This is a genomic window from Weizmannia sp. WK01, assembly GCF_025905465.1.
GTDB lineage: Bacteria > Bacillota > Bacilli > Bacillales > Bacillaceae_C > Weizmannia > Weizmannia faecalis.
The window spans coordinates 114,768-141,512 of record NZ_CP109616.1; the positions used below are offsets into that span (position 1 = coordinate 114,768).

The window sequence follows — 26,745 nt, forward strand, 5'->3', positions numbered from 1 at the left end:
AATGAATATTTTGCTGGTGGACGGCTATAACATCATTGGCGCTTGGCCGGAACTGCAAAAATTGAAACAAAAAGACCTTGGCGCCGCCAGAGACCGGCTTGTTGAGATCATGGCGGAATACCAAGGCTATACGGATGACAAAGTCATCGTCGTTTTTGATGCTTACGGGGTGAAAGGCCTGGAAAAAAAGTACCGCTATCACAAAGTGGAAGTCATTTTTACAAAAGAAAATGAAACGGCAGATGAACGCATTGAAAAAATGGCCATTAAACTGAACAACATCCGCACGCAGATTTATGTGGCCACATCTGATTTCACTGAGCAGTGGCAAATATTCGGCCAAGGCGCTTTAAGAATTTCAGCACGCGAACTGTTGACCAAAGTGGAAATGATTGAACAAAAGATTAAAAAGAATGTAAAATCAATTCAAGAGGAAAAGCCGGCAACAAGAATACCGTTAAGCCAAGAGGTCATGGAAATTTTCGAAAAATTACGCAGGGGAAAACGATGAGCGGTTGACGATTGAAAATTCTGTACTGTATAATAGCTTTTATCGAATGCTCATGGGGGGATACAGGTGAACCTGAACATTGAGGCAGCATATGAAGAAAGATATGGCACGATGCAGGATGAAGAGTTGGTTGGACGGATACACAACGGCGAAAGTGAAGCGTTGGATTACTTGATCCAAAAATACAGAAATTTTGTCAGGGCAAAAGCGCGTTCTTACTTTATCATCGGGGCCGACCGTGAGGATATTATCCAGGAAGGCATGATCGGGCTGTATAAGGCCATCCGCGACTACAGAGAGGACAAGCTCACGTCTTTCAAGGCTTTTGCTGAATTATGCATCAACCGGCAAATGATTACCGCAATTAAGACTGCCACCCGCCAAAAGCACATACCGCTTAATTCTTATATTTCCCTGGACAAGCCAATTTATGATGAAGAATCTGACCGTACGTTGATGGATGTCATCACCGGCGCGAAAATTTCCAATCCTGAAGAATTGATTTTAATCCGCGAAAAATATGTCCATATAGAAGTGAAAATATCCGAACTGTTGAGCGATCTGGAAAGAAAAGTGCTCGCCCTTTACCTGGACGGGCAGTCCTACCAGGAAATTTCAGAAGAATTAAACCGTCATGTAAAATCAATTGATAACGCTTTACAGCGCGTCAAAAAGAAGCTGGAGCGCCTGTTGGAAATGAGGGAGATGACTTACTGAGAAGGTGTTGTAAGCCGTTTTTCCGCCAGGCTGTTTTTCCCGAATGCAAGTGCAACATTAAGGCGTACAAAAGCACGTCTTTAAATGCCCGGTATTCAATGCTTTCGGGAAAAACCCGGCACATCCCTTCTCCTGCTACTAATTGACACAAGCTTTCTGCCGTGTTATGTTGATTTGTAGGATTTTATGTTTTGATACGATACCGGCGCGGAACCGGCAGCATCCAACAGATTCTCCCGGTTTTTCGGGGATCTTTACAGCGGCGGGTTCCGTTAACGCCGTAAGATCATAAGACAGCTGGTGATGAGATGCAGAAAAAAATGGTACTTGCCTGTTCGGTTTGCGGTTCGCGCAATTACACGACTACAACGGGCAACGGAAAGGCTGAAAGAATGGAATTAAAGAAGTTTTGCAAGCACTGCAACGAACACACCATCCACCGCGGGACAAAATAACAACGAACATGAGCTTACTTGGAGGTCTTAAATACATGTCCATCACAAATTTTTTTCGTAATGTTGCTTCCGAAATGCGAAAAGTCAGCTGGCCTGGGCGCAAAGAGCTGGTCAAATACACGATTACAGTCCTTGTAACAGTTGCCTTCCTGACATTGTTCTTTATTGTCATCGATCTCGGTATTTCCGCAGTGATCCGGTGGGCTGAAAACTCATTGTAAAAGGATCATTTTTCACTTGAATATCCAATGATAAAACATGGTATAATGGGAGTATCATAAGCAACGACTCAAACCCGGTTAGCGGGTTTTTTCATTTGTCCAAAAAATCAAAAGACCAACAGGGAGGGACGGACATCAAGTCCTATTAAATGGAAAAAAACTGGTATGTTGTCCATACGTATTCAGGCTATGAAAATAAAGTCAAAACCAATTTGGAAAAACGTGTAGAATCAATGGGGATGCAGGATAAAATTTTCCGGGTAGTGGTGCCGGAAGAAGAAGAACTTGAAGTGAAGAATGAGAAGAAAAAAGTGGTGAAACGAAAAGTTTTCCCGGGCTATGTCCTGGTGGAAATGGTGATGACGGATGATTCCTGGTATGTCGTCCGGAACACGCCGGGTGTCACCGGTTTTGTCGGGTCGTCGGGAGGCGGTTCCAAGCCGACGCCGCTTTTGCCTGAAGAAATTAATACCATCTTGAAACGGATGGGCATGGAAGAAAAACGGGCCGATGTGGACTTTGAAATCGGCGAGACGGTTACGGTAAAAGAAGGGCCGTTTGCAAACTTTGCCGGCAAGATTGTGGAAATGGACCGTGACAAAGGCAGGGCAAAAGTCATGGTCAATATGTTCGGTCGGGATACACCGGTAGAGCTCGTTTTTGAACAAATTGATAAAATATAACGGGATAAAACTTGAAATCGATATGCTGAGATGTTAATATGTTATAAGTCAGTATGTTCTTTGCGGATGGCCCGCTGACCGGGATCCCACAAAGAACAGACACAATGCAATCACATGATCTTATGATACACTCGTGACGCGGGTCATGAGATGAATTGGCTTCGGATATGGCTTGTCTTTTTAGCTTGTCCATTGTCCGGCTAACCGCAAGAACTTGCGGGGATAGCCTGCGAAGATAACGAAGCATGTTTCGTTGTCTGCAGGAAGCTCGCGGCTTCAGCCGTGAGGGGTTCAATCAAACAGATGAGTGGGAGGGCTCAGCCCTGTTACCACATCACGGACTTAAGGAGGTGTGTCTCGTGGCTAAAAAAGTAGTAAAAATTGTTAAATTGCAGATTCCTGCCGGTAAAGCAAACCCTGCACCACCAGTTGGTCCTGCACTGGGCCAGGCCGGCGTCAATATTATGGGATTTTGTAAAGAATTTAACGCTCGTACTGCAGATCAGGCAGGCTTGATTATACCTGTTGAAATCACGGTGTTTGAAGACCGTTCATTTACATTCATCACAAAAACCCCGCCAGCTGCAGTTTTGCTGAAAAAAGCAGCCGGCATTGAATCAGGTTCAGGTGAGCCGAACCGTACAAAAGTGGCAACTGTGAAGCGTGACAAGGTGCGTGAAATCGCAGAAACAAAAATGCCTGACTTAAATGCGGCAAGTGTTGAAGCGGCAATGCGTATGGTGGAAGGCACGGCGCGCAGCATGGGGATTACGATCGAAGACTGATTCATGCAGTACTAGTTCTGTCCAACGGGGTTGCGATGCGATACTGGCTCGCAACCTTTTTCGTGGGAGGTTATTCCGTTAAAACCACATTCGAGGAGGAAATACAAATGGCGAAAAAAGGAAAAAAATATGTTGACGCTTTGAAACTCGTTGACCGTTCCAAAGCTTACCCGGTTCAGGAAGCCATTGAACTGGTGAAAAAAACAAGTTTTACAAAATTTGATGCAACCGTTGAAGTTGCATTCCGCCTCGGCGTTGACCCGAAAAAAGCGGACCAGCAAATCCGCGGTGCCGTCGTGCTTCCAAACGGAACAGGGAAAACCCAGCGCGTGCTTGTTTTTGCAAAAGGCGAAAAAGCAAAAGAAGCGGAAGCAGCCGGTGCGGATTATGTCGGCGATACAGACTACGTCAACAAAATCCAGCAGGGCTGGTTTGATTTTGATGTCATCGTGGCAACGCCGGATATGATGGGCGAAGTTGGTAAACTCGGACGCATCCTTGGGCCGAGAGGGTTAATGCCGAACCCGAAAACCGGCACGGTAACATTTGATGTGACCAAAGCGGTTCAGGACATTAAAGCCGGTAAAGTCGAATATCGTGTTGACAAAGCGGGCAATGTCCATGCTCCGATCGGGAAAGCCTCTTTTGAACCGGAAAAGCTGGCTGAAAACCTGACGACATTGTTTGACACATTGATGAAAGCAAAACCATCAGCTGCAAAAGGCACTTACATGAAGAATGTTTCTGTCACATCGACCATGGGGCCTGGCATCAAAGTGGACCCGTCTTCTTTTGCGGTAGCAAAATAATCATTTGACATGCTGCATATCGGCTGATATAATGAAAAACGGCTTTGAAAAGTAAACATTTGTACCGTAGACAGCAGGTGCCGAAGGGCTTAATTTCCTGCCGAGGTAATGCGTATAAATCCGGGGGTGCCTTAGGCCCTCCGCATGCATGAAACCTCCATGTCTCGGGATATGGAGGTTTTGTTTTGGTATAAATGTTCATCAAGAATATCTGTAGGAGGTGTCAAGATGGGCAGTGTAATTGAACAAAAGAAACAACTGGTGGAAGAAATCACCGATAAATTCAAATCAAGTACAGCTGTTGTGGTTGTCGATTACCGCGGCTTAAACGTGGCTGAAGTAACTGAACTGCGTAAACAGCTGCGCGAAGCAGGCGTTGAATTCAAAGTGTACAAAAACACGATGACGCGCCGTGCTGTAGAAGCAGCCGGGTTGGATGGATTAAACAGCGTGATGACCGGCCCGAATGCGATCGCATTCAGTACGGAAGACGTGGTTGCACCTGCGAGAATCCTGAATGATTTCGCAAAAGACCACGAAGCTTTGGAAATCAAAGCGGGTGTCATTGAAGGCAATGTTGCAACCGTTGATGAAATCAAAGCACTCGCAACGCTTCCTTCACGCGAAGGCCTGCTTTCCATGCTTCTCAGCGTACTGCAGGCGCCGATCCGCAACTTTGCTCTTGCTGCAAAAGCAGTCGCAGATCAAAAAGAAGAACAAAGCGCATAAGTTTTACGAAATATACTTTGAAAAAATATCTTGTAGGAGGATATGAAAATGACGAAAGAAGAAATCATCTCTGCTGTCAAAGAAATGACAGTGCTTGAATTGAACGATCTTGTGAAAGCCATTGAAGAAGAATTTGGCGTAACCGCTGCTGCACCGGTTGCTGTTGCTGGCGGCGCTGCAGGCGGGGAAGCTGCTGCAGAAAAAACGGAATTTGATGTTGTGCTGACTGAAGTAGGCGCACAAAAAATCAAAGTCATCAAAGTTGTCCGCGAAATCACTGGCCTTGGCCTTAAAGAAGCAAAAGAACTCGTTGACAATGCTCCAAAACCGCTTAAAGAAGGCGTATCGAAAGAAGAAGCCGAAGAACTTAAAGCGAAACTTGAAGAAGTTGGAGCCGGCGTAGAAGTGAAGTAAGACCCTTTTTAAAGTAAAAGCCCGCATTTGGCGGGCTTTTTTCAACATCTCTTCTTCCTGAATCCTCCAAGAAAGAGTGGGACTTTTCATGGCTGAACATTACTACTCGCAAAACCCTGAAGCAAAGCATCAACCGATAGATTTCACCTTTACATTGAGAGGCCATACCTTTCATTTTCAAACAGACCAAGGGGTTTTTTCAAAAAAAGAAGTCGACTTCGGCTCCCGCGTTTTGCTTGATCTGGTGACCATGCCTGAAACGGAAGGGCCGGTCCTTGATATGGGTTGCGGTTACGGACCGATCGGCCTTGCGCTTGCAACATCTTTTCCCGGCCGCCATGTGCATATGGTGGATATTAATACAAGAGCGGTCGAGCTGGCGGAGAAAAATGCTGCCCGGAACCATATTTCAAATGTTTCCATATACGAAAGCAATCTTTTTGAAAAAGTGAAAAGCGGCCCGTTTGCCCTGATTGCTACGAATCCCCCGATCCGCGCCGGAAAGCAGATCGTGCACCGGATTTTTGAAGAAAGCTACCAATATCTCGCAAAAAACGGGGAACTTTGGGTGGTCATCCGGAAAAAGCAGGGCGCCCCTTCTGCCAGGAAAAAATTAGAAAGCATATTTGATGAAGTGGATTGTGTTGGAAAAGAAAAAGGATATTTTGTTTTTAAAGCCAAAAAAATTTGACTCCCGATTTCATATATGTTAAAATCATAAAATGCCAATAGATTAAGGTTCTTTATGCAATTTAAGCTATATTTGTCAAGTATATATTTTGGATGAATTGGAAAATACTTATAAAATCATAAGCTCGTCATGCGATATGTGGTTTTTTCATAAAAAACCCTTTTTCTTTTTGCCTTAGCTTTATTGTTGTTTGACGAAAGATGCAAACAAAACGCTTGATTTGAGGGGTGAATCAGTTGTCACATCAACTAGTTCAGTATGGACGGCACCGCCAGCGCAGAAGTTACGCGCGCATCAAAGAAATTTTAGAGCTGCCAAACCTTATCGAAATTCAAACCGCATCTTACCAATGGTTCCTTGACGAAGGTTTGCGTGAAATGTTCCAGGACATCTCTCCAATCGAGGATTTTGCCGGAAACCTGTCGCTGGAGTTTATTGACTACAGCCTCGGCGAACCGAAATATTCCATCGACGAATGCAAAGAGCGCGATGTAACATACGCTGCTCCGCTTCGTGTAAAGGTGCGCCTTGTCAATAAGGAAACAGGTGAAGTAAAAGACCAGGACGTGTTCATGGGCGATTTCCCGTTAATGACCGAAACGGGGACTTTCATCATTAATGGCGCAGAACGTGTTATTGTATCCCAGCTTGTCCGTTCCCCTAGTGTTTATTTTAACAGCAAAATGGACAAAAACGGGAAATACGGCTACACCGCAACGGTCATTCCGAACCGCGGCGCCTGGCTTGAATATGAAACAGATGCGAAAGATGTGGCCTACGTCCGCATCGACCGCACAAGAAAGCTGCCGATCACGGTTCTCCTCAGGGCGCTCGGTTTCGGCTCTGACCAGGAAATTATTGATCTGATCGGTGATAATGAGTACTTAAGAAATACGCTTGAAAAAGATAATACTGAAAGCACGGAAAAAGCGCTTCTTGAAATATATGAACGCCTCCGTCCGGGCGAACCCCCGACCGTTGAAAATGCAAAAAGCCTGCTGATTTCGCGTTTCTTTGATCCAAAACGCTATGATCTGGCCAATGTCGGTCGTTACAAAATGAATAAAAAGCTTCACCTGAAATTCCGGCTGTTCGGGCAACGGCTGGCTGAATCAATCGCAGACCCTGAAACCGGCGAAATCATCGCGGAGGAAGGAACCGTTTTAGACCGGCGTACGCTTGATAAAATTGTGCCTTTTCTCGAAAAAGGCCTGAAGTTTGAAACGTACAGCCAGACTGGCGGCGTTGTTGATGATGATGTTACTTTGCAGTCCATCAAAATTTATGCCCCGATTGACGATAACGAAAAAGTCATCAATGTAATCGGAAATGCTTATGTTGATGAAAGCATTAAACATATTACACCTGCGGATATTGTGGCTTCCATTAGCTACTTCTTTAATTTGCTGCATGGCGTCGGCAATACGGATGATATCGACCACCTCGGTAACCGCCGTTTACGGTCTGTCGGCGAATTGCTGCAAAACCAGTTCCGTATCGGTCTTTCCCGGATGGAACGCGTTGTTCGTGAAAGAATGTCGATCCAGGACATTAACACCATTACGCCGCAGCAGCTGATCAATATCCGTCCGGTCATTGCGGCCATTAAAGAATTTTTCGGCAGTTCGCAGCTGTCCCAGTTCATGGACCAGACAAACCCGCTTGCGGAACTGACCCATAAACGCCGGCTGTCGGCACTCGGCCCGGGCGGTTTGACCCGTGAGCGCGCCGGGATGGAAGTGCGTGACGTGCACTATTCCCACTACGGCCGCATGTGCCCGATTGAAACGCCTGAAGGCCCGAACATCGGCTTGATTAACTCTTTATCAACCTATGCAAAAGTGAACCGTTTTGGCTTTATTGAAACGCCTTACCGCAGGGTTGATCCGGATACAGGGCGTGTTACGGAGCATATTGATTATTTAACGGCTGATGAAGAAGACAATTATGTCGTCGCACAGGCGAACGCACAGCTGGATGAAAACGGCTTTTTCGTTGACGATGAAGTATATGCGCGTTTCCGCGGTGAAAACATTGTTGTCAAAACAGACCGCGTTGATTATATGGACGTTTCGCCGAAGCAGGTTGTATCGGCTGCAACGGCATGTATTCCGTTCCTTGAAAACGACGACTCGAACCGTGCCCTGATGGGTGCAAACATGCAGCGCCAGGCTGTTCCGCTTATGAACCCGCAAGCGCCGATTGTCGGCACCGGGATGGAATATGTCAATGCGAAGGACTCCGGCGCAGCACTTATCTGCAAACATGACGGTATTGTCGAACATGTGGAAGCCAGGGAAATCTGGGTGCGCCGCGTCATCGATGTCGATGGCCAGGAAGTAAAAGGCGACCTTGACAAATACCGCCTGCAAAAATTCAAACGTTCCAACAATGGCATGTGCATTAACCAGCGCCCGATTGTGAAAAAAGGCGACCGTGTGGTAAAAGGCGAAATTTTAGCGGATGGCCAGTCAATGGACCACGGCGAACTTGCCCTTGGCCAGAACGTGCTCGTTGCTTTTATGACATGGGAAGGCTATAACTATGAAGATGCCATTATTATGAGCGAAAAACTTGTAAAAGAAGATGTGTATACTTCTATCCATATTGAAGAATACGAATCTGAAGCGCGCGATACAAAACTCGGGCCGGAAGAAATGACCCGTGACATCCCGAACGTCGGGGAAGATGCTTTGAAAAACCTTGACGAACGTGGGATTGTCCGGATCGGTGCCGAAGTAAAAGACGGCGATCTGCTTGTCGGAAAAGTCACCCCGAAAGGCGTTACGGAACTGACAGCGGAAGAACGGCTGCTCCACGCGATTTTCGGTGAAAAAGCGCGCGAAGTCAGGGATACATCGCTTCGCGTTCCGCACGGCGGCGGCGGCATCGTGCTCGACGTCAAAGTGTTTACACGTGAAGCCGGGGATGAACTCCCGCCTGGCGTGAACCAGCTTGTCCGCGTCTATATTGTACAGAAACGGAAAATCCACCAGGGCGACAAAATGGCCGGGCGCCACGGGAACAAAGGGGTTATCTCCCGGATTCTTCCGGAAGAAGATATGCCTTTCCTCCCGGATGGTACACCTGTCCAGATCATGTTGAACCCGCTCGGCGTGCCTTCCCGGATGAATATCGGCCAGGTGCTTGAACTTCACCTTGGCATGGCGGCCAAAAAACTTGGCCTCCACGTGGCGACGCCTGTATTCGACGGCGCGCGCGAAGAAGATGTATGGGAAACGATTGAAGAAGCCGGCATGGCACGCGATGCAAAAACGGTTCTTTATGACGGCCGCACCGGTGAGCCTTTCGACAACCGTGTGTCTGTCGGGATTATGTATATGATCAAGCTCGCCCACATGGTTGATGATAAACTGCATGCCCGCTCAACAGGCCCTTACTCGCTTGTCACCCAGCAGCCGCTCGGCGGTAAAGCGCAGTTCGGCGGCCAACGGTTTGGCGAAATGGAAGTATGGGCGCTTGAAGCCTATGGCGCAGCCTATACGCTCCAGGAAATCCTGACCGTTAAATCGGACGATGTTGTCGGACGTGTGAAAACTTATGAAGCGATCGTCAAAGGGGAAAACGTCCCTGAACCGGGTGTCCCGGAATCGTTCAAAGTGCTGATTAAAGAACTTCAAAGTTTGGGACTTGACGTGAAGATTCTTTCCGGCGACGACGAGGAAATTGAAATGCGTGATCTCGAAGACGACGATGACCTGAATCAGGCCGATACGCTGAATATTGCGCCTGAGACAAAAGAAGAACCGGAAGGAATCGGGGCATCCAAAGACTAATCGTTTATGTTGCTGGGAACAAACAGAGGCTTTTGCCCGGATTGTATGCCTTCGTACAATCCGGCTTCTGTTTCTGTTTCTTCTGCGTGTGTTTTAAGGTATGAACCTAAAGACGAAAGGGAGGCTGGCCCCTTGCTGGATGTAAATAATTTTGAGTACATGAAAATCGGTCTTGCTTCACCGGATAAAATCCGATCCTGGTCGTACGGTGAAGTCAAAAAACCGGAAACAATCAACTATCGGACGTTAAAACCTGAAAAAGACGGGCTTTTTTGTGAACGGATTTTCGGACCGACGAAAGACTGGGAATGCCATTGCGGAAAATATAAACGCGTCCGTTACAAAGGCGTGGTTTGTGACCGCTGCGGCGTGGAAGTAACAAGATCAAAAGTGCGCCGGGAAAGAATGGGACATATTGAACTTGCCGCCCCTGTTTCGCATATTTGGTACTTCAAAGGGATTCCAAGCCGCATGGGCCTTGTCCTTGACATGTCCCCGCGTGCCCTGGAAGAAGTCATTTACTTCGCATCTTACGTTGTCACGGAAGCAGGCGACACTTCTTTGGAAAAGAAACAGCTTCTTTCCGAAAAAGAATACCGTGCTTACCGTGAAAAATACGGCAATAAATTCCAGGCAGGCATGGGTGCGGAAGCCATTAAAAAGTTGCTCCAAGATGTAGATGTCAACAAAGAATGCGAAATGCTGAAAGAAGAGCTGAAAGTTGCCCAGGGGCAGCGCCGTACACGCGCCATCAAACGCCTTGAAGTACTGGAAGCTTTCCGTAATTCCGGCAATAAACCGGAATGGATGGTGCTGGACGTTCTCCCGGTCATTCCGCCTGAACTGCGGCCAATGGTACAACTGGAAGGCGGCCGCTTTGCGACATCCGACTTAAATGATCTGTACCGCCGTGTGATCAACCGGAATAACCGCCTGAAACGCCTGCTTGATCTTGGCGCGCCAAGCATCATTGTCCAAAATGAAAAACGGATGCTGCAGGAAGCCGTTGATGCTCTGATTGACAACGGCCGCCGTGGACGTCCGGTAACCGGCCCGGGGAACCGCCCGTTAAAATCGCTTTCCCATATGCTGAAAGGGAAACAGGGTCGTTTCCGTCAAAACCTGCTCGGGAAACGGGTTGACTATTCCGGCCGTTCCGTTATTGTTGTCGGCCCGAACCTGAAAATGTATCAATGCGGCCTGCCGCGCGAAATGGCGATCGAACTGTTCAAGCCGTTCGTAATGAAAGAACTGGTTGAAAAAGGCCTCGCCCATAATATTAAAAGTGCAAAACGGAAAATTGAACGTTTGCAGCCTGAAATTTGGGATGTCCTTGAAGAAGTCATTAAAGAACACCCTGTCCTGTTGAACCGTGCGCCTACTTTGCACAGGCTCGGGATCCAGGCGTTTGAACCGACGCTTGTGGAAGGCCGTGCGATCCGTCTTCATCCGCTCGTATGTACGGCTTACAACGCGGACTTTGACGGCGACCAAATGGCGGTTCACGTTCCGTTATCCGCCGAAGCACAGGCGGAAGCACGCATGCTGATGCTTGCCGCACAAAATATTTTGAACCCGAAAGACGGGAAACCGGTTGTTACCCCGTCCCAGGACATGGTACTTGGCAACTACTACTTAACGCTTGAACGTGAAGATGCAGTCGGTGAAGGATCTGTCTTCAAAGATGTAAACGAAGTGTACACGGCTTATTACAACGGCTACGTGCATTTCCATACGAGAATTGCCATTTATGCCGGATCGCTGAACAATCCGACGTTCACGGAAGAGCAAAACAAGAAGCTGTTGATTACCACAGTCGGGAAAGTGATCTTCAATGAAATTTTGCCGGAGAGCTTCCCGTATATTAATGAACCGACGACAACAAATCTTGAAGAAAAAACGCCGGATAAATACTTTGTTGATCCTTCGATTGACGTAAAAGCGCATATTAAAGAACAGCCGTTAATTCGCCCGTTTGTAAAGGGCTTCCTTGGCAGCATCATTGCCGAGGTGTTCAAACGGTTCAAGATTACGGAAACATCCAAGATGCTTGACCGCTTAAAAGATCTTGGCTTCCATTATTCGACCAAAGCTGGTATTACCGTTGGTGTTGCGGATATCGTCGTTTTAGGCGAGAAAGAAAAAATTCTTTCGGATGCCCAGAAAAAAGTCGATACAGTCATGAAACAGTTCCGCCGCGGTTTAATTACCGAAGACGAACGCTATGACCGTGTTATTTCGATCTGGAGCGGGGCTAAAGATACGATCCAGGGCAAACTGATGGAATCGCTCGATAAACGGAACCCGATTTTTATGATGAGTGACTCGGGGGCCCGGGGTAACGCGTCGAACTTTACACAGCTTGCCGGTATGCGCGGTTTGATGGCCAACCCGGCCGGCCGGATTATTGAATTGCCGATTAAATCGAGCTTCCGTGAAGGCTTAACTGTGCAAGAGTACTTTATTTCGACACACGGTGCCCGTAAAGGCCTTGCTGATACAGCCCTTAAGACGGCAGACTCGGGTTATCTGACACGCCGGCTTGTTGATGTGGCGCAGGATGTTATCATTCGTGAAGACGACTGTGGCACAGACCGCGGGCTTTTGATCAGTGCGTTGAAAGAAGGAAATGAAATCATTGAATCGCTTGAAGAACGGTTAACCGGCCGTTATTCAAGAAAAACGATCAAGCATCCCGAAACAGGCAAAGTCATCATTGAGGAAAACGGCTTTATTACTGAAGATATCGCGAAAGAAATTGTCGATGCCGGCTATGAAAAAGTCTGGATCCGTTCGGCCTTCACTTGCAACACCCGCCATGGTGTATGTAAAAAATGCTACGGCCGCAACCTTGCCACCGGCCAAGAAGTGGAAGTCGGCGAAGCAGTCGGGATTATTGCCGCCCAATCGATCGGCGAACCTGGTACACAGCTGACGATGCGTACATTCCATACAGGCGGTGTTGCCGGGGATGACATTACACAAGGTCTTCCGCGTATTCAGGAATTGTTTGAAGCTCGGAACCCGAAAGGCCAGGCTGTTATTTCCGAAGTGGAAGGTGTTGTCACTTCCATCAGCGAAGGGCGCGACCGTCAATATGAAATTGTCATTCAGGGCGCTGTCGAAACACGCACTTATACAGCCCCTTATACTTCCCGCTTGAAAGTGGCGGTAGATGACCACGTCGTGCGCGGGCAGGAACTGACGGAAGGTTCCATTGACCCGAAAGACCTGTTGCGTGTCACGGACGTCACAACCGTACAGGAATACTTGCTCCGTGAAGTACAGAAAGTTTACCGGATGCAAGGGGTGGAAATTGGCGACAAACATATTGAAGTGATGGTCCGCCAAATGCTGAGAAAAGTAAGGGTGCTCGATGCCGGCGATACGGATGTCCTGCCGGGAACATTGCTTGATATCCATCAGTTCGGTGAAGCGAATGAAAAGGCGCTCAAGGAAGGCAACCGCCCTGCAACAGGCCGTCCTGTTCTGCTCGGGATTACAAAAGCTTCCCTGGAAACCGATTCGTTCTTATCGGCAGCCTCCTTCCAGGAAACGACCCGCGTGTTAACCGATGCGGCGATCAAAGGGAAACGCGATGAACTGCTCGGCTTGAAAGAAAACGTCATTATCGGGAAACTTGTTCCTGCAGGGACGGGCATGACCCGCTACCGCAAAACGGTTCCTGAACTGGTGAAAAAGGAAGAAGAAGTGCCGGCTGAATAATCGGCGGCAGCACCGGCAAAAACCGGTGCTGCACCTTTTTCTGTTTTTTAGCAAAAAACCATGGCCTTTTTTACACAGGATGTTGACTTTGGATTTTCAAAGTGATAATATATTCAAGGTGCTCCTATGAATACCTGTATACTTTGGAGGATATTGCGATGTCTTATGAAAAAGTAAATCAGGCGAAAAGAATTGTTGTAGGGACAAAACAAACAGCGAAAGCGATAAAGTCCGGAAATGTGGATGAACTGCTCGTTGCCAGAGATGCTGATCCGAATATTACGGGCAAAGTCATTTCCGTTGCCGAACAATTCAATGTGCCGGTTACGTATGCCGAGTCGAAAAAACAACTTGGAAAAGTGTGCGGCATTGAAGTCGGAGCTGCAGCTGTTGCACTTATTTATTAAACACTTTTTGCGGGAGAAACCGCAAAAATTTGTTTTTGCCATTAAATGAACCACCTGGATGTGTGGACTTAAATTGTTCGAAGGGAGGAAAAACAGATGCCTACTATTAACCAATTGGTGCGCAAACCTCGTAAATCAAAAATCGAGAAATCTAAGTCACCTGCGCTGAATAAAGGCTATAACAGTTTCAAAAAAATCAATACCGATCTTTCTTCACCCCAAAAACGCGGTGTATGTACGCGTGTTGGGACGATGACGCCGAAGAAACCGAACTCGGCGCTTCGTAAATATGCCCGTGTCCGTTTAACAAACGGGATTGAAGTAACGGCTTATATCCCTGGTATCGGCCATAACCTGCAGGAACACAGCGTTGTTTTAATCCGCGGTGGACGTGTAAAAGACCTGCCTGGTGTACGTTACCACATCGTGCGTGGCGCGCTTGACACTGCCGGTGTTGACAACCGGAAACAAGGCCGTTCCAAATACGGGACGAAAAAACCGAAAGAAAAGAAATAATAAGAACGATAACCATACTTGAAAGGAGGATCATTTATGCCACGTAAAGGACCTGTCGCAAAACGCGACGTATTACCGGATCCGATTTACAATTCGAAACTGGTCACACGTTTAATCAACAAAATGATGATCGACGGCAAGAGAGGGAAAGCCCAGACGATCCTGTATTCTTCCTTTGATATTATTCGTGAACGCACTGGCAAAGATCCAATGGAAGTTTTTGACCAGGCATTAAAAAACATTATGCCTGTACTTGAAGTAAGAGCTCGCCGTGTCGGCGGTGCAAACTATCAGGTGCCGGTTGAGGTGCGCCCGGAACGCCGGACAACTTTAGGGCTTCGCTGGCTGGTCAATTATGCCCGCCTCCGCGGAGAAAAAACAATGGAAGAACGACTGGCGAACGAAATCATGGATGCGGCCAACAATACAGGCGCTGCCGTGAAAAAACGCGAAGATACGCATAAAATGGCGGAAGCAAACAGAGCGTTCGCGCATTATCGCTGGTAATATTCCGATACTCCTACATTACACCTATTAAGGAAGGAGAAAGTACGAGATGCCAAGAGAGTTCTCCTTAGAAAAGACTCGTAACATCGGTATCATGGCGCATATCGATGCCGGTAAAACTACAACAACCGAGCGCATCCTTTATTATACCGGCCGTATTCATAAAATCGGCGAAACGCATGAAGGTGCGTCTCAAATGGACTGGATGGAGCAGGAACAGGAGCGCGGGATTACGATTACTTCCGCTGCTACTACAGCACAATGGAATGACCACCGCATCAACATCATTGACACCCCGGGACACGTGGACTTTACCGTTGAAGTTGAACGCTCCCTTCGTGTCCTTGACGGTGCGGTTGCTGTCCTCGATGCCCAGTCCGGCGTTGAGCCTCAGACCGAAACCGTTTGGCGCCAGGCAACGACTTACGGTGTACCACGGATTGTATTCGTCAATAAGATGGATAAAATCGGGGCTGATTTCTTATATTCTGTCAGCACCCTGCATGATCGTCTGCAGGCAAATGCGCATCCGGTCCAATTGCCGATCGGTGCCGAAGACAACTTTGTAGGGATCATTGACCTTATTGAAATGAACGCTACTTTCTACGGTGATGATCTCGGCACGAAAATTGAAGTACGCGAAATTCCGGATGAGTACCGTGACCAGGCGGAAGAATATCATGAAAAACTGCTTGAAGCAGTTGCTGAAGTTGATGAAGATATTATGGAAAAATATCTTGGCGGAGAAGAGATTTCAAAAGAAGAACTGAAAGCTGCGATCCGCAAAGCAACCTGTAATGTTGAATTCTTCCCGGTACTGTGCGGCTCGGCATTTAAAAACAAAGGTGTCCAATTAATGTTGGATGCGGTTGTTGACTATTTGCCTGCGCCGACGGATGTTCCTTCCATCAAGGGGACGCTTCCGGATACAGGGGAAGAAGTATTCAGGCATTCCAGCGATGATGAGCCATTTGCGGCTTTGGCCTTCAAAGTCATGACAGACCCGTTCGTTGGTAAACTGACATTCTTCCGTGTTTATTCAGGTACATTAAGCGCCGGTTCTTATGTCAAAAACTCGACAAAGGACAAACGCGAACGCATCGGGCGTATTTTGCAGATGCACGCAAACCACCGGAAAGAAATTGACAAGGTTTATGCCGGAGATATTGCTGCTGCTGTCGGTTTAAAAGACACGACAACAGGCGACACGCTTTGCGACGATAACAATCCGGTCATCCTTGAATCGATGGAATTTCCAGAACCGGTTATCCAGCTGTCGGTTGAACCAAAATCGAAGGCCGACCAGGATAAAATGACGACTGCGCTGCAAAAACTGCAGGAAGAAGACCCGACTTTCCGTGCCCATACGGATCCGGAAACAGGACAAACGATCATCGAAGGAATGGGTGAGCTTCACCTCGATATCATCGTCGACCGGATGAAACGCGAATTTAAAGTCGAAGCCAATATCGGTGCGCCACAAGTTGCATATCGTGAAACATTCCGCAAATCGGCACAAGTCCAAGGTAAGTTCGTACGCCAGTCTGGCGGCCGCGGGCAATACGGGGATGTGTGGATTGAATTTTCACCAAACGAAGAAGGAAAAGGCTTTGAGTTTGAAAATGCGATTGTCGGCGGTGTCGTTCCGCGCGAATACATTCCGGCGATTCAATCCGGTCTTGAAGATGCCATGCAGCGCGGTGTAATTGCCGGTTATCCGCTCGTTGACATTAAGGCAAAACTGTATGACGGTTCTTACCACGATGTTGACTCGAGTGAAATGGCGTTTAAAGTGGCTGCTTCCCTTGCATTAAGGAATGCAGCATCCAAATGTGATCCGGTCCTGCTCGAACCTGTGATGAAAGTGGAAATCGTCATTCCGGAAGAATATCTCGGCGACATCATGGGACAAGTTACAGCCCGCCGCGGTCGTGTAGAAGGAATGGAAGCACGCGGAAATGCCCAGGTTGTCCGTGCTATGGTTCCATTGTCCGAAATGTTCGGTTACGCAACAGCACTTCGTTCCAGCACGCAAGGACGCGGTGTCTTCACTATGACATTTGATCATTATGAAGAAGTGCCGAAGTCTATTGCGGAAGAGATCATCAAAAAAAATAAAGGCGAATAATTGATTTCTTGCCTTCAATGAAGTATAACTTTACTAGATTGGTTCAAAGCGCTTTAAAGCTGTCCTTTCAGCTTTAAAGCATCCATATACTTACTCAATCCAAAATATTAAGGAGGATTTCCTGATGGCTAAACAAAAATTTGACCGTTCTAAAGAACACTGTAACATTGGAACAATCGGTCACGTTGACCATGGTAAAACGACTTTGACTGCTGCAATTACTGCTGTTCTTGCAAAACAAGGGAAAGCAGAAGCAAGGGCATATGACCAAATTGACGGTGCTCCGGAAGAACGCGAACGTGGTATTACCATCAACACTGCACACGTTGAATATGAAACGGAAAAACGCCACTACGCACACGTTGACTGCCCTGGACACGCTGACTATGTGAAAAACATGATCACGGGTGCTGCACAAATGGACGGTGCGATTCTGGTTGTATCCGCTGCTGACGGCCCAATGCCGCAAACACGTGAACACATCCTTTTGTCCCGCCAAGTTGGTGTGCCTTACATCGTTGTATTCCTGAACAAATGCGACATGGTGGACGACGAAGAATTGCTTGAACTTGTTGAAATGGAAGTTCGTGACCTTCTTTCTGAATACGACTTCCCTGGCGATGAAGTGCCGGTTATCAAAGGTTCTGCTTTGAAAGCTCTTGAAGGCGACCCTGAATACGAAGCAAAAATCCTTGAATTGATGGATGCTGTTGACGAATACATCCCGACTCCGCAACGTGACACAGACAAACCGTTCATGATGCCGGTTGAAGACGTATTCTCCATCACCGGCCGTGGTACAGTTGCAACCGGTCGTGTAGAACGCGGTCAATTGAAAGTTGGCGATGTTGTTGAAATCATCGGTTTGAACGACGAACCGAAACAAACAACGGTTACCGGCGTTGAAATGTTCCGCAAACTGCTCGACTATGCTGAAGCAGGCGACAACATCGGTGCACTTCTCCGCGGGATTGCACGTGAAGAAGTCCAACGTGGTCAAGTTTTGGCGAAACCGGGTTCTATTACACCGCATACAAAATTTAAAGCACAAGTTTACGTATTAACGAAAGAAGAAGGCGGACGTCACACTCCTTTCTTCTCTAACTACCGTCCGCAATTCTACTTCCGTACAACGGATGTTACCGGCATTATTACGCTGCCTGAAGGCGTTGAAATGGTTATGCCTGGTGATAACGTTGAAATGAGCGTTGAATTGATTGCCCCTATCGCGATCGAAGAAGGAACAAAATTCTCGATCCGTGAAGGCGGCCGTACAGTTGGCGCCGGTTCTGTTTCCGCTATCGAAGCTTAATCGGTTATTAAAAAAAGCCCGGCCAGGTTATCCCGGCCGGGCTTTTTCCATGCTTACGAGTCCGGGTTGCAGCAATATTTTCCAAAACTTGATGTTGCGCCACAAGGCCTGTATAATAAAAAAAGTTGCTGAAATCAGCAGTATATCAAAGTTTATGTTGCATTACACCCGGTTTTTGTGTATAATTTTTTATGTTGGTCTTTGACTGCGATGAAGTGGGAGGTTGCTGGCACACCCGGCCGCTTTGCCATGGCGCGTGGGCCAGGAAAATTTCCATGGAGAATGTCTATTAGCAAATAGGCGAAAAAGGAGGGAAAATAATGGCAAAACAAAAAATTCGCATTCGATTAAAAGCATACGATCACAGAATTCTGGATCAGTCTGCAGAGAAAATTGTAGAAACAGCAAAACGATCAGGTGCAAACGTCTCCGGACCGATTCCGCTTCCGACTGAGAAATCTGTTTACACCATTCTGCGTGCTGTCCACAAGTACAAAGATTCTCGTGAACAATTTGAAATGCGTACACACAAACGTTTGATTGATATCGTAAATCCAACCCCGCAAACGGTTGATTCACTGATGCGGTTGGATCTGCCATCCGGCGTTGACATTGAAATTAAACTTTAATGATAAAACATGACATATTTAACAGGAGGTGTGACTGATGACCAAAGGAATCTTAGGAAGAAAAATCGGTATGACCCAAGTTTTTGCCGAGAACGGCGATCTTATTCCTGTCACTGTAATTGAAGCAACACCAAACGTTGTGCTGCAAAAGAAAACAGTTGAAACGGACGGCTATGAAGCGATCCAGCTCGGATTTGCCGACAAACCGGAACGCCTGGCAAACAAACCGGAAACAGGGCATGTTTCGAAAGCCAATACGGCACCTAAGCGCTTCATCCGCGAATTCAGCGGCGTAAACACAAGTGATTTTGAAGTTGGTCAAGAAGTCAAAGTAGATATTTTTGCAGAAGGTGACATTGTAGATGTTACCGGTGTTACAAAAGGAAAAGGATTCCAAGGCGTCATTAAACGCCACGGACAACACCGCGGTCCTATGGCTCACGGTTCGCGTTACCACCGCCGTCCCGGTTCAATGGGTCCGATTGCGCCAAACCGCGTCTTCAAACAAAAAGCACTCCCTGGACGCATGGGAGGAGAACGGGTTACCGTTCAAAATCTGCAAATCGTCAAAGTGGATGCAGAACGCAATCTGCTTTTGATTAAAGGTAACGTTCCTGGTCCGAGAAAAGCTTTGGTTACAGTTAAAGCAGCTGTAAAAGCAAAATAATTGTAAAGAAAGGAGGAAACAGGAATGCCAAAAGTAGCTCTATACAACCAAAACGGTTCCCAAGTCGGTGAAGTGGAATTAAACGACGCTGTATTCGGCATCGAACCGAATGAACATGTTTTATTTGAAGCGATCATCATGCAGAGGGCATCGCTCCGCCAAGGTACTCACAAAGTAAAAGGCCGTTCTGAAGTACGCGGCGGCGGACGTAAACCATGGCGGCAAAAAGGTACAGGACGCGCACGCCAAGGATCGATTCGTGCCCCGCAATGGCGCGGAGGCGGTACGGTTTTCGGGCCTGTTCCACGCAGCTACAGCTACAAACTGCCGAAAAAAGTACGCCGTCTTGCGATTAAATCCGCTCTATCGTCAAAAGTACGGGAAAACAATATTTTGGTTCTGGACGCATTAAATTTTGATGCGCCAAAAACAAAAGATTTTATTGCTGTCCTGAAAAATTTGTCCGTGGATAAAAAAGCACTTGTTGTCACAGACGGATTGAACGAAAATGTGGTATTGTCTGCACGCAACATTCCGGGTATTACGGTTGTTGAAGCAACAGGCGTAAATGTTTTGGATGTTGTAAACCATGATCAATTGATCATGACAAAATCCGCTGTTGAAAAAGTAGGGGAGGTGCTTGGTTAATGGATGCACGTGATGTTTTGAAGCGCCCCGTGATTACTGAACGTTCAATGGAATTGACGGCAGATAAGAAATATACATTTGAAGTAGATGTCAAAGCGAATAAAACAGAAATCAAAGATGCTGTGGAAGAAATTTTCGGCGTCAAAGTTGCGAAAGTGAATGTTGCGAACTACAAAGGCAAGTTCAAACGCATGGGCCGTTATACTGGCTATACTAACAAGCGCCGCAAAGCAGTTGTTACGCTAACACCTGACAGCAATGAAATTGAAATCTTTGAGGTTTAAATACGTTCCATCAAACTTGAAGAGGAGGGAAAAACATGGCGATCAAAAAATACAAACCAACCTCTAATGGGCGTCGCGGCATGACGGCTTTGGATTTTGCGGAGATCACGACGGATAAGCCTGAAAAATCACTGCTTGCTCCGCTTTCGAAAAAAGCAGGCCGCAACAACCAGGGGAAATTAACTGTTCGTCATCAGGGCGGCGGTCATAAGCGTCAATACCGGATTATCGACTTCAAACGCGATAAAGATGGTATACCAGGGCGCGTTGCCACAATTGAGTATGACCCGAACCGCTCATCTAATATTGCTTTGATTCACTATGCAGATGGTGAAAAACGATACATTCTTGCACCAAAAAATTTAACTGTCGGCATGGAAATTATGTCCGGACCGGATGCAGATATTAAAGTCGGAAATGCACTTCCGCTTTCTGACATTCCTGTTGGTACGGTCATCCATAATATTGAATTGAAACCGGGCAAAGGTGGCCAATTGATCCGTTCTGCCGGTACTTCTGCACAAGTGCTTGGTAAAGAAGGCAAATATGTGCTTGTCCGCCTGAATTCCGGTGAAGTGCGCATGATTCTTGCAACTTGCCGCGCAACGGTCGGCCAGGTTGGTAACGAACAGCACGAACTGGTCAACATCGGTAAAGCAGGCCGCAAACGCTGGATGGGTGTACGCCCGACTGTCCGCGGATCTGTTATGAACCCGAACGATCACCCGCACGGCGGTGGTGAAGGAAAAGCACCAATCGGACGCAAATCACCAATGTCACCATGGGGTAAACCGACACTTGGTTACAAAACGCGCAAGAAGAAGAATACTTCAGATAAATTTATTGTACGGCGCCGTAAAAAATAACGCTGTTGAACTACGGTTCACAGCTTGAACCGTAGCTCTAATCAGGAAGGAGGACTATTCATGAGTCGCAGTCTGAAAAAAGGGCCTTTCGTTGACGATCACTTAATGGTGAAAGTGGAAAAATTGAACGAATCCAACAAGAAGCAAGTGATCAAAACATGGTCACGCCGTTCGACGATTTTCCCTGCATTTGTCGGCCACACAATCGCTGTCTATGACGGCCGTAAACATGTTCCGGTATACATCACGGAAGATATGGTCGGCCATAAGCTCGGTGAGTTTGCTCCGACACGCACATTCAAAGGTCACGCCGGTGACGATAAGAAGACAAGACGCTAACGGGAGGAGGTATTCCAATGCAAGCAAAAGCTGTCGCGAAAACAGTCCGTATTGCTCCTCGTAAGGCACGCCTGGTAATTGATTTAATTCGAGGAAAGCAAGTAGGAGAAGCGCTTTCGATTTTGAAATTTACGCCTAAAGCTGCTTCGCCGGTTATTGAAAAAGTACTCAACTCTGCGATTGCGAACGCAGAACACAACTACGATATGGACGCAAATGACCTTGTTGTGGAAAAGGCTTATGTCGATGAAGGGCCTACATTGAAACGTTTCCGGCCGCGTGCAATGGGACGCGCAAGCCAGATCAACAAACGCACGAGCCATATTACGATTGTAGTATCAGATCAAAAGGAGGGATAATTGGTGGGTCAAAAAGTAAATCCTATCGGTTTGCGAATCGGAGTGATTCGTGACTGGGAATCGAAATGGTACGCAGAAAAAGATTACGCCGATCTATTGCACGAAGACATTAAAATTCGTGAATATATCGCAAAGCGCCTTGCGGATGCTTCTGTTTCTGGCGTGGAAATTGAACGTGCTGCAAACCGTGTCAACATTACAATCCGTACGGCAAAACCGGGCATGGTGATCGGTAAAGGCGGTTCGGAAGTAGAAGCATTGCGTAAAGCGCTGAATGCTTTAACAGGAAAAAGAGTCCACATTAACATTGTCGAAGTTAAAAAAGCAGATATTGATGCAAAACTTGTTGCGGAAAACATTGCCCGCCAGCTGGAAAACCGCGTTTCTTTCCGCCGTGCGCAGAAGCAGGCGATTCAACGCGCCATGCGTGCCGGTGCAAAAGGAATCCGGACGCAGGTTTCAGGACGTTTGGGCGGTGCGGATATTGCCCGTGCAGAACATTACAGCGAAGGTACAGTTCCGCTTCATACGCTTCGTGCGGATATTGACTATGCACATGCTGAAGCAGATACAACTTACGGAAAACTGGGCGTAAAAGTTTGGATTTACCGTGGGGAAATCCTTCCTGCTAAGAAAAAAACCGAGGAAGGGGGAAACTGATCATGTTGATGCCTAAACGTGTAAAATACCGCCGTGAACACCGCGGAAAAATGCGCGGCCGTGCAAAAGGCGGCACTGAAGTTGCATTTGGCGAATATGGTTTGCAGGCTTTGGAAGCTTCCTGGATTACAAACCGCCAAATCGAAGCTGCCCGTATTGCGATGACACGTTATATGAAACGTGGCGGTAAAGTATGGATAAAAATTTTCCCTCATAAACCATATACAGCAAAACCGCTTGAAGTCCGGATGGGTTCCGGTAAAGGTGCGCCTGAGGGCTGGGTGGCTGTTGTGAAACCGGGCAAGATTTTGTTTGAAATTGCCGGTGTTCCTGAAGAAGTTGCACGCGAAGCTTTACGCCTTGCGTCCCACAAGCTGCCGATTAAATGCAAGTTCGTAAAACGTGAAGAAATTGGTGGTGAATCTAATGAAAGCTAAAGAAATTCGTGACTTAACCACTGCCGAAATTGAACAAAAAGTAAAGTCGCTGAAGGAAGAGCTGTTCAACCTTCGCTTCCAGCTTGCGACTGGACAATTAGAGAACACTGCCCGCATTCGTGAAGTTCGTAAATCGATTGCCCGCATGAAAACCGTCATTCGTGAAAGAGAAATTGGAATTAACAACCGATAATGGGAGGAGGTTCGCGATACATGAGTGAACGCAACCAACGCAAAGTATACACCGGCCGTGTCGTATCCGACAAAATGGATAAAACCGTTACTGTTCTTGTAGAAACTTACAAAAAACATTCTCTGTACGGCAAACGCGTAAAATACTCGAAAAAATTCAAGGCACATGATGAAAATAACGAAGCCAAAGTCGGCGATATCGTAAGAATCATGGAAACACGCCCGTTATCTGCTACAAAACGTTTCCGCCTGGTGGAAATCGTTGAAAAAGCAGTCATTATCTAATTTGTATCAGTTCGGATACGGTTGATTCCGAAGGGAGGTAAACGAGGATGATCCAACAAGAAACCCGTTTAAAAGTAGCTGACAACTCAGGTGCACGTGAAGTTTTAACGATTAAAGTATTAGGCGGATCCGGCCGAAAAACTGCGAATATCGGAGATGTCATCGTTGCTACGGTAAAACAAGCAACACCTGGAGGCGTTGTTAAAAAAGGCGATGTGGTGAAAGCTGTTGTGGTCCGTACAAAGAGCGGAGTGCGCCGCAGCGATGGTTCTTATATCCGTTTCGATGAAAATGCATGCGTCATTATCCGTGACGACAAGAGCCCTCGCGGCACGCGTATTTTCGGGCCGGTTGCACGCGAACTGCGCAACAACAATTTCATGAAAATCGTATCACTGGCTCCGGAAGTACTTTAATCGATATAGTTTGTGACAATCAAGGAGGTGCGATTGTAATGCATGTCAAAAAAGGTGACAAGGTAATGGTGATCTCCGGCAAAGATAAAGGCAAGACCGGGACGATCCTTGCGGTATATCCGAAAAAAAACCGTGTGATTGTGGAAGGCGTGAACGTTGTCAAAAAACACGCAAAACCTTCCCAGGCAAACCCTCAGGGCGGTATTCTCGACATGGAAGCGCCCATTCACGTGTCAAATGTGATGCCGATTGACCCGAAAACAAATGAGCCGACACGTGTCGGATATGAAATAAGGAACGACAAAAAAGTGCGTGTAGCAAAAAAATCCGGTGAAGTTCTAAGCGTGCTTAAGGAAATTAAGAAAAAGCCTGAAGAAGAAGGGAGGTAAGCGACATGAACCGCCTAAAAGAAAAATACGAAAAAGAAGTTATTCCTGCTTTAACAAGCAAGTTTCAATATACATCCGTTATGCAAGTGCCTAAAGTTGAAAAGATCGTGATCAACATGGGTGTTGGTGATGCTGTTCAAAACGCAAAAATGCTCGACAATGCAGTAGAAGAATTAACATTGATTTCCGGCCAAAGACCGGTTGTGACAAGAGCGAAAAAATCAATCGCAGGTTTCCGCCTTCGTGAAGGGATGCCGATTGGCGCAAAAGTAACGCTTCGCGGCGAGCGCATGTACGAATTCCTCGATAAACTGATTTCAGTTTCGCTTCCGCGTGTGCGCGACTTCCACGGCGTATCGAAAAAATCGTTTGACGGCCGCGGAAACTACACACTCGGCATTAAAGAGCAACTGATCTTCCCTGAAATTGATTACGACAAAGTCAGCAAAGTGCGCGGGATGGACATCGTCATTGTCACCACTGCGAACACGGACGAAGAATCACGTGAACTGTTAGGCCTGCTCGGAATGCCATTCCAAAAATAAAGCGGACGCTAAAAAGGGAGGCGAAAACGTGGCTAAAAAATCAATGATTGCGAAACAAAAACGTGAACCGAAGTATAAAGTTCAGGCTTATACGCGGTGCGAACGATGCGGCCGGCCGCATTCCGTCATTCGTAAATTTAAACTTTGCCGTATTTGTTTCCGCGAACTTGCATATAAAGGTCAAATTCCTGGCGTGAAAAAAGCCAGCTGGTAAAACCCGAATTTGGGAAGGAGGTAAAAGAAATGGTCATGACTGATCCGATTGCAGATTTGCTTACGCGTATCCGTAATGCAAATACAGTGCGTCATGAAAAATTGGAAGTCCCGGCTTCCAAGATTAAGAGAGAGATCGCCGAGATTTTAAAACGTGAAGGTTTCGTGCGTGATGTTGAATATATCGAGGATAACAAACAAGGGATTATCCGGATCTTCCTGAAATACGGCGCAAACAACGAACGCGTCATTACAGGGATCAAGCGTATCAGCAAACCGGGCCTGCGCGTATACGCAAAAGCAGGTGAAGTGCCGAAAGTGCTGAACGGACTTGGCATCGCAATTGTTTCTACTTCTCAGGGCGTTTTAACCGACAAAGAAGCACGGAAAAACAATGTCGGCGGAGAAATTTTAGCATACGTTTGGTAATTATTTGACGTTGAACGGAGGTGTAAATTATGTCACGTATAGGAAAAAAACCGGTTGAAATTCCATCCGGCGTTACGGTAACCATTAACGGAGATACAGTTACGGTTAAAGGGCCTAAAGGTGAGCTGACCCGCAGCTTCAACCCTGATATTAACATTACCGTAGAAGACAATATCATTCACGTAACACGCCCTTCAGACAGCAAAAACCACCGCGCTTTGCACGGAACGACCCGCGCACTGCTCGCAAACATGGTGGACGGCGTGTCGAAAGGCTTCGAAAAATCTTTGGAACTGGTCGGGGTTGGATACCGCGCCCAAAAACAAGGCAAAAAACTCGTATTGAACGTCGGCTACTCCCATCCTGTTGAATTTGAACCGGAAGAAGGCCTGGAAGTCGAAGTGCCTTCCAATACAAAAATTGTCGTAAAAGGCGTAAGCAAAGAACGCGTCGGCGCATTTGCCGCCAACATTCGCGATGTCCGTCCGCCTGAACCTTATAAAGGCAAAGGGATTCGTTACGAAGGCGAATATGTACGCAGAAAAGAAGGTAAAACCGGTAAATAATGCCGCCTAGGATGAGAAAGGAGTGAATTCGATGATCACGAAGCCGGATAAAAATCAAGTACGCAAAAAAAGGCATGCACGCGTCCGCGCAAAATTAAGCGGAACGGCTGAACGTCCGCGCCTGAATATCTATCGTTCCAACAAAAATATTTATGCCCAATTGATTGATGATGCAAATGGCGTCACACTGGCCAGCGCTTCCACGCTCGATAAAGAGTTGAGCCTTGAGTCAACCGGCAATGCGGAAGCTGCACAAAAGGTGGGCGAATTGATTGCAAAGCGCGCAATGGAAAAAGGCATCAAAGAAGTTGTTTTCGACCGCGGCGGATACCTCTATCATGGCCGTGTCAAAGCGCTTGCCGATGCAGCCCGTGAGAACGGATTACAATTTTAATCAAAAAGGAGGGGAAATT

The 26,745-nt window shown here is 47.0% G+C and carries 35 protein-coding genes and 1 other annotated feature; all 35 genes read left to right on the forward strand.

The genetic code is table 11. The annotated features are described in order from the left end of the window. Window position 1: 1 nt before the first annotated feature. Complete coding sequence (locus OF158_RS00545; protein ID WP_026684122.1) at window positions 2–511, forward strand: NYN domain-containing protein; 510 nt, start codon at window positions 2–4, stop codon at window positions 509–511. Window positions 512–622: 111 nt separating this feature from the next. Then, complete coding sequence (gene sigH / locus OF158_RS00550; protein WP_043052606.1) at window positions 623–1,228, forward strand: RNA polymerase sporulation sigma factor SigH; 606 nt, start codon at window positions 623–625, stop codon at window positions 1,226–1,228. A gap of 308 nt (window positions 1,229–1,536) precedes the next feature. Beyond that, complete coding sequence (gene rpmG / locus OF158_RS00555; protein ID WP_017551231.1) at window positions 1,537–1,683, forward strand: 50S ribosomal protein L33; 147 nt, start codon at window positions 1,537–1,539, stop codon at window positions 1,681–1,683. A gap of 35 nt (window positions 1,684–1,718) precedes the next feature. Further along, entirely contained in the window at window positions 1,719–1,904 is a 186-nt protein-coding gene (gene secE, locus OF158_RS00560) for a preprotein translocase subunit SecE (protein ID WP_014096515.1), read from the forward strand. Window positions 1,905–2,053: 149 nt separating this feature from the next. Beyond that, the gene (nusG, locus tag OF158_RS00565; RefSeq protein WP_014096514.1) at window positions 2,054–2,587 is read left to right on the forward strand and encodes a transcription termination/antitermination protein NusG; all 534 of its coding nucleotides are present in this window, start codon (window positions 2,054–2,056) and stop codon (window positions 2,585–2,587) included. A 359-nt stretch (window positions 2,588–2,946) separates the two neighbouring features. Continuing rightward, complete coding sequence (gene rplK / locus OF158_RS00570; RefSeq protein WP_014096513.1) at window positions 2,947–3,372, forward strand: 50S ribosomal protein L11; 426 nt, start codon at window positions 2,947–2,949, stop codon at window positions 3,370–3,372. A 107-nt stretch (window positions 3,373–3,479) separates the two neighbouring features. Further along, window positions 3,480–4,181: a 50S ribosomal protein L1 gene (gene rplA, locus OF158_RS00575; RefSeq protein WP_035182961.1), complete on the forward strand. Its 702-nt coding sequence runs from the start codon at window positions 3,480–3,482 to the stop codon at window positions 4,179–4,181. Between the two features lie 46 nt (window positions 4,182–4,227). After that, window positions 4,228–4,374: a sequence feature (ribosomal protein L10 leader region), on the forward strand. 35 nt (window positions 4,375–4,409) lie between these two features. Further along, the gene (gene rplJ / locus OF158_RS00580; protein WP_014096510.1) at window positions 4,410–4,910 is read left to right on the forward strand and encodes a 50S ribosomal protein L10; all 501 of its coding nucleotides are present in this window, start codon (window positions 4,410–4,412) and stop codon (window positions 4,908–4,910) included. A 48-nt stretch (window positions 4,911–4,958) separates the two neighbouring features. Further along, window positions 4,959–5,324 (forward strand): 50S ribosomal protein L7/L12, encoded by a 366-nt coding sequence (rplL, locus tag OF158_RS00585; protein ID WP_014096509.1) that lies wholly within the window; start codon window positions 4,959–4,961, stop codon window positions 5,322–5,324. An 88-nt stretch (window positions 5,325–5,412) separates the two neighbouring features. Further along, window positions 5,413–6,015, forward strand: coding sequence for a class I SAM-dependent methyltransferase (locus tag OF158_RS00590; RefSeq protein ID WP_026684120.1), 603 nt, complete (start codon window positions 5,413–5,415; stop codon window positions 6,013–6,015). 236 nt (window positions 6,016–6,251) lie between these two features. Continuing rightward, entirely contained in the window at window positions 6,252–9,812 is a 3,561-nt protein-coding gene (rpoB, locus tag OF158_RS00595; RefSeq protein ID WP_014096507.1) for a DNA-directed RNA polymerase subunit beta, read from the forward strand. 132 nt (window positions 9,813–9,944) lie between these two features. Next, complete coding sequence (rpoC, locus tag OF158_RS00600) at window positions 9,945–13,538, forward strand: DNA-directed RNA polymerase subunit beta' (protein WP_035182958.1); 3,594 nt, start codon at window positions 9,945–9,947, stop codon at window positions 13,536–13,538. A 158-nt stretch (window positions 13,539–13,696) separates the two neighbouring features. Next, complete coding sequence (locus tag OF158_RS00605) at window positions 13,697–13,945, forward strand: 50S ribosomal protein L7ae-like protein (RefSeq protein WP_014096505.1); 249 nt, start codon at window positions 13,697–13,699, stop codon at window positions 13,943–13,945. A 96-nt stretch (window positions 13,946–14,041) separates the two neighbouring features. Then, on the forward strand, window positions 14,042–14,461 hold the full coding sequence (rpsL, locus tag OF158_RS00610; protein WP_014096504.1) for a 30S ribosomal protein S12: 420 nt from the start codon (window positions 14,042–14,044) through the stop codon (window positions 14,459–14,461). A gap of 36 nt (window positions 14,462–14,497) precedes the next feature. Beyond that, on the forward strand, window positions 14,498–14,968 hold the full coding sequence (rpsG, locus tag OF158_RS00615) for a 30S ribosomal protein S7 (protein ID WP_013858074.1): 471 nt from the start codon (window positions 14,498–14,500) through the stop codon (window positions 14,966–14,968). 49 nt (window positions 14,969–15,017) lie between these two features. Continuing rightward, window positions 15,018–17,096, forward strand: a complete 2,079-nt coding sequence (gene fusA, locus OF158_RS00620) for an elongation factor G (RefSeq protein WP_026684118.1) — start codon at window positions 15,018–15,020, stop codon at window positions 17,094–17,096. A gap of 124 nt (window positions 17,097–17,220) precedes the next feature. Continuing rightward, on the forward strand, window positions 17,221–18,408 hold the full coding sequence (tuf, locus tag OF158_RS00625; protein WP_014096502.1) for an elongation factor Tu: 1,188 nt from the start codon (window positions 17,221–17,223) through the stop codon (window positions 18,406–18,408). Between the two features lie 320 nt (window positions 18,409–18,728). Further along, a complete protein-coding gene (gene rpsJ / locus OF158_RS00630) occupies window positions 18,729–19,037 on the forward strand; it encodes a 30S ribosomal protein S10 (RefSeq protein ID WP_013858078.1) in 309 nt (102 codons plus the stop codon). Window positions 19,038–19,074: 37 nt separating this feature from the next. Further along, window positions 19,075–19,704, forward strand: a complete 630-nt coding sequence (gene rplC / locus OF158_RS00635) for a 50S ribosomal protein L3 (protein WP_017551220.1) — start codon at window positions 19,075–19,077, stop codon at window positions 19,702–19,704. A 24-nt stretch (window positions 19,705–19,728) separates the two neighbouring features. Beyond that, window positions 19,729–20,352, forward strand: coding sequence for a 50S ribosomal protein L4 (gene rplD / locus OF158_RS00640; protein WP_014096499.1), 624 nt, complete (start codon window positions 19,729–19,731; stop codon window positions 20,350–20,352). After that, the gene (rplW, locus tag OF158_RS00645) at window positions 20,352–20,636 is read left to right on the forward strand and encodes a 50S ribosomal protein L23 (protein ID WP_026684117.1); all 285 of its coding nucleotides are present in this window, start codon (window positions 20,352–20,354) and stop codon (window positions 20,634–20,636) included. The genes rplD and rplW overlap by 1 nt, the downstream gene beginning before the upstream one ends. Before the next feature lie 35 nt (window positions 20,637–20,671). Beyond that, the gene (rplB, locus tag OF158_RS00650) at window positions 20,672–21,502 is read left to right on the forward strand and encodes a 50S ribosomal protein L2 (RefSeq protein WP_014096497.1); all 831 of its coding nucleotides are present in this window, start codon (window positions 20,672–20,674) and stop codon (window positions 21,500–21,502) included. A gap of 60 nt (window positions 21,503–21,562) precedes the next feature. Then, entirely contained in the window at window positions 21,563–21,841 is a 279-nt protein-coding gene (gene rpsS / locus OF158_RS00655) for a 30S ribosomal protein S19 (RefSeq protein WP_017551218.1), read from the forward strand. 17 nt (window positions 21,842–21,858) lie between these two features. Continuing rightward, window positions 21,859–22,200: a 50S ribosomal protein L22 gene (gene rplV / locus OF158_RS00660; RefSeq protein WP_013858084.1), complete on the forward strand. Its 342-nt coding sequence runs from the start codon at window positions 21,859–21,861 to the stop codon at window positions 22,198–22,200. 3 nt (window positions 22,201–22,203) lie between these two features. Continuing rightward, complete coding sequence (gene rpsC, locus OF158_RS00665) at window positions 22,204–22,860, forward strand: 30S ribosomal protein S3 (RefSeq protein ID WP_026104594.1); 657 nt, start codon at window positions 22,204–22,206, stop codon at window positions 22,858–22,860. Between the two features lie 2 nt (window positions 22,861–22,862). Beyond that, complete coding sequence (rplP, locus tag OF158_RS00670) at window positions 22,863–23,297, forward strand: 50S ribosomal protein L16 (RefSeq protein ID WP_013858086.1); 435 nt, start codon at window positions 22,863–22,865, stop codon at window positions 23,295–23,297. Next, window positions 23,287–23,490 (forward strand): 50S ribosomal protein L29, encoded by a 204-nt coding sequence (gene rpmC, locus OF158_RS00675; RefSeq protein WP_013858087.1) that lies wholly within the window; start codon window positions 23,287–23,289, stop codon window positions 23,488–23,490. Before rplP ends, rpmC begins: the two co-directional genes overlap by 11 nt. Before the next feature lie 20 nt (window positions 23,491–23,510). Next, window positions 23,511–23,774 carry a 30S ribosomal protein S17 gene (gene rpsQ, locus OF158_RS00680; RefSeq protein ID WP_013858088.1) on the forward strand — a complete coding sequence of 88 codons (264 nt, stop codon included), beginning with the start codon at window positions 23,511–23,513 and terminating at the stop codon, window positions 23,772–23,774. Between the two features lie 47 nt (window positions 23,775–23,821). Beyond that, window positions 23,822–24,190 (forward strand): 50S ribosomal protein L14, encoded by a 369-nt coding sequence (gene rplN / locus OF158_RS00685; RefSeq protein WP_013858089.1) that lies wholly within the window; start codon window positions 23,822–23,824, stop codon window positions 24,188–24,190. A gap of 38 nt (window positions 24,191–24,228) precedes the next feature. Then, window positions 24,229–24,579 carry a 50S ribosomal protein L24 gene (gene rplX, locus OF158_RS00690; protein WP_014096496.1) on the forward strand — a complete coding sequence of 117 codons (351 nt, stop codon included), beginning with the start codon at window positions 24,229–24,231 and terminating at the stop codon, window positions 24,577–24,579. 5 nt (window positions 24,580–24,584) lie between these two features. Beyond that, the gene (gene rplE, locus OF158_RS00695) at window positions 24,585–25,124 is read left to right on the forward strand and encodes a 50S ribosomal protein L5 (RefSeq protein ID WP_014096495.1); all 540 of its coding nucleotides are present in this window, start codon (window positions 24,585–24,587) and stop codon (window positions 25,122–25,124) included. A gap of 28 nt (window positions 25,125–25,152) precedes the next feature. Next, entirely contained in the window at window positions 25,153–25,338 is a 186-nt protein-coding gene (locus OF158_RS00700; RefSeq protein WP_014096494.1) for a type Z 30S ribosomal protein S14, read from the forward strand. A gap of 29 nt (window positions 25,339–25,367) precedes the next feature. Next, on the forward strand, window positions 25,368–25,766 hold the full coding sequence (rpsH, locus tag OF158_RS00705) for a 30S ribosomal protein S8 (protein ID WP_013858092.1): 399 nt from the start codon (window positions 25,368–25,370) through the stop codon (window positions 25,764–25,766). Between the two features lie 29 nt (window positions 25,767–25,795). Beyond that, complete coding sequence (rplF, locus tag OF158_RS00710) at window positions 25,796–26,332, forward strand: 50S ribosomal protein L6 (protein ID WP_017551217.1); 537 nt, start codon at window positions 25,796–25,798, stop codon at window positions 26,330–26,332. Between the two features lie 31 nt (window positions 26,333–26,363). Further along, complete coding sequence (gene rplR, locus OF158_RS00715; RefSeq protein ID WP_014096492.1) at window positions 26,364–26,726, forward strand: 50S ribosomal protein L18; 363 nt, start codon at window positions 26,364–26,366, stop codon at window positions 26,724–26,726. Window positions 26,727–26,745: the final 19 nt, after the last annotated feature.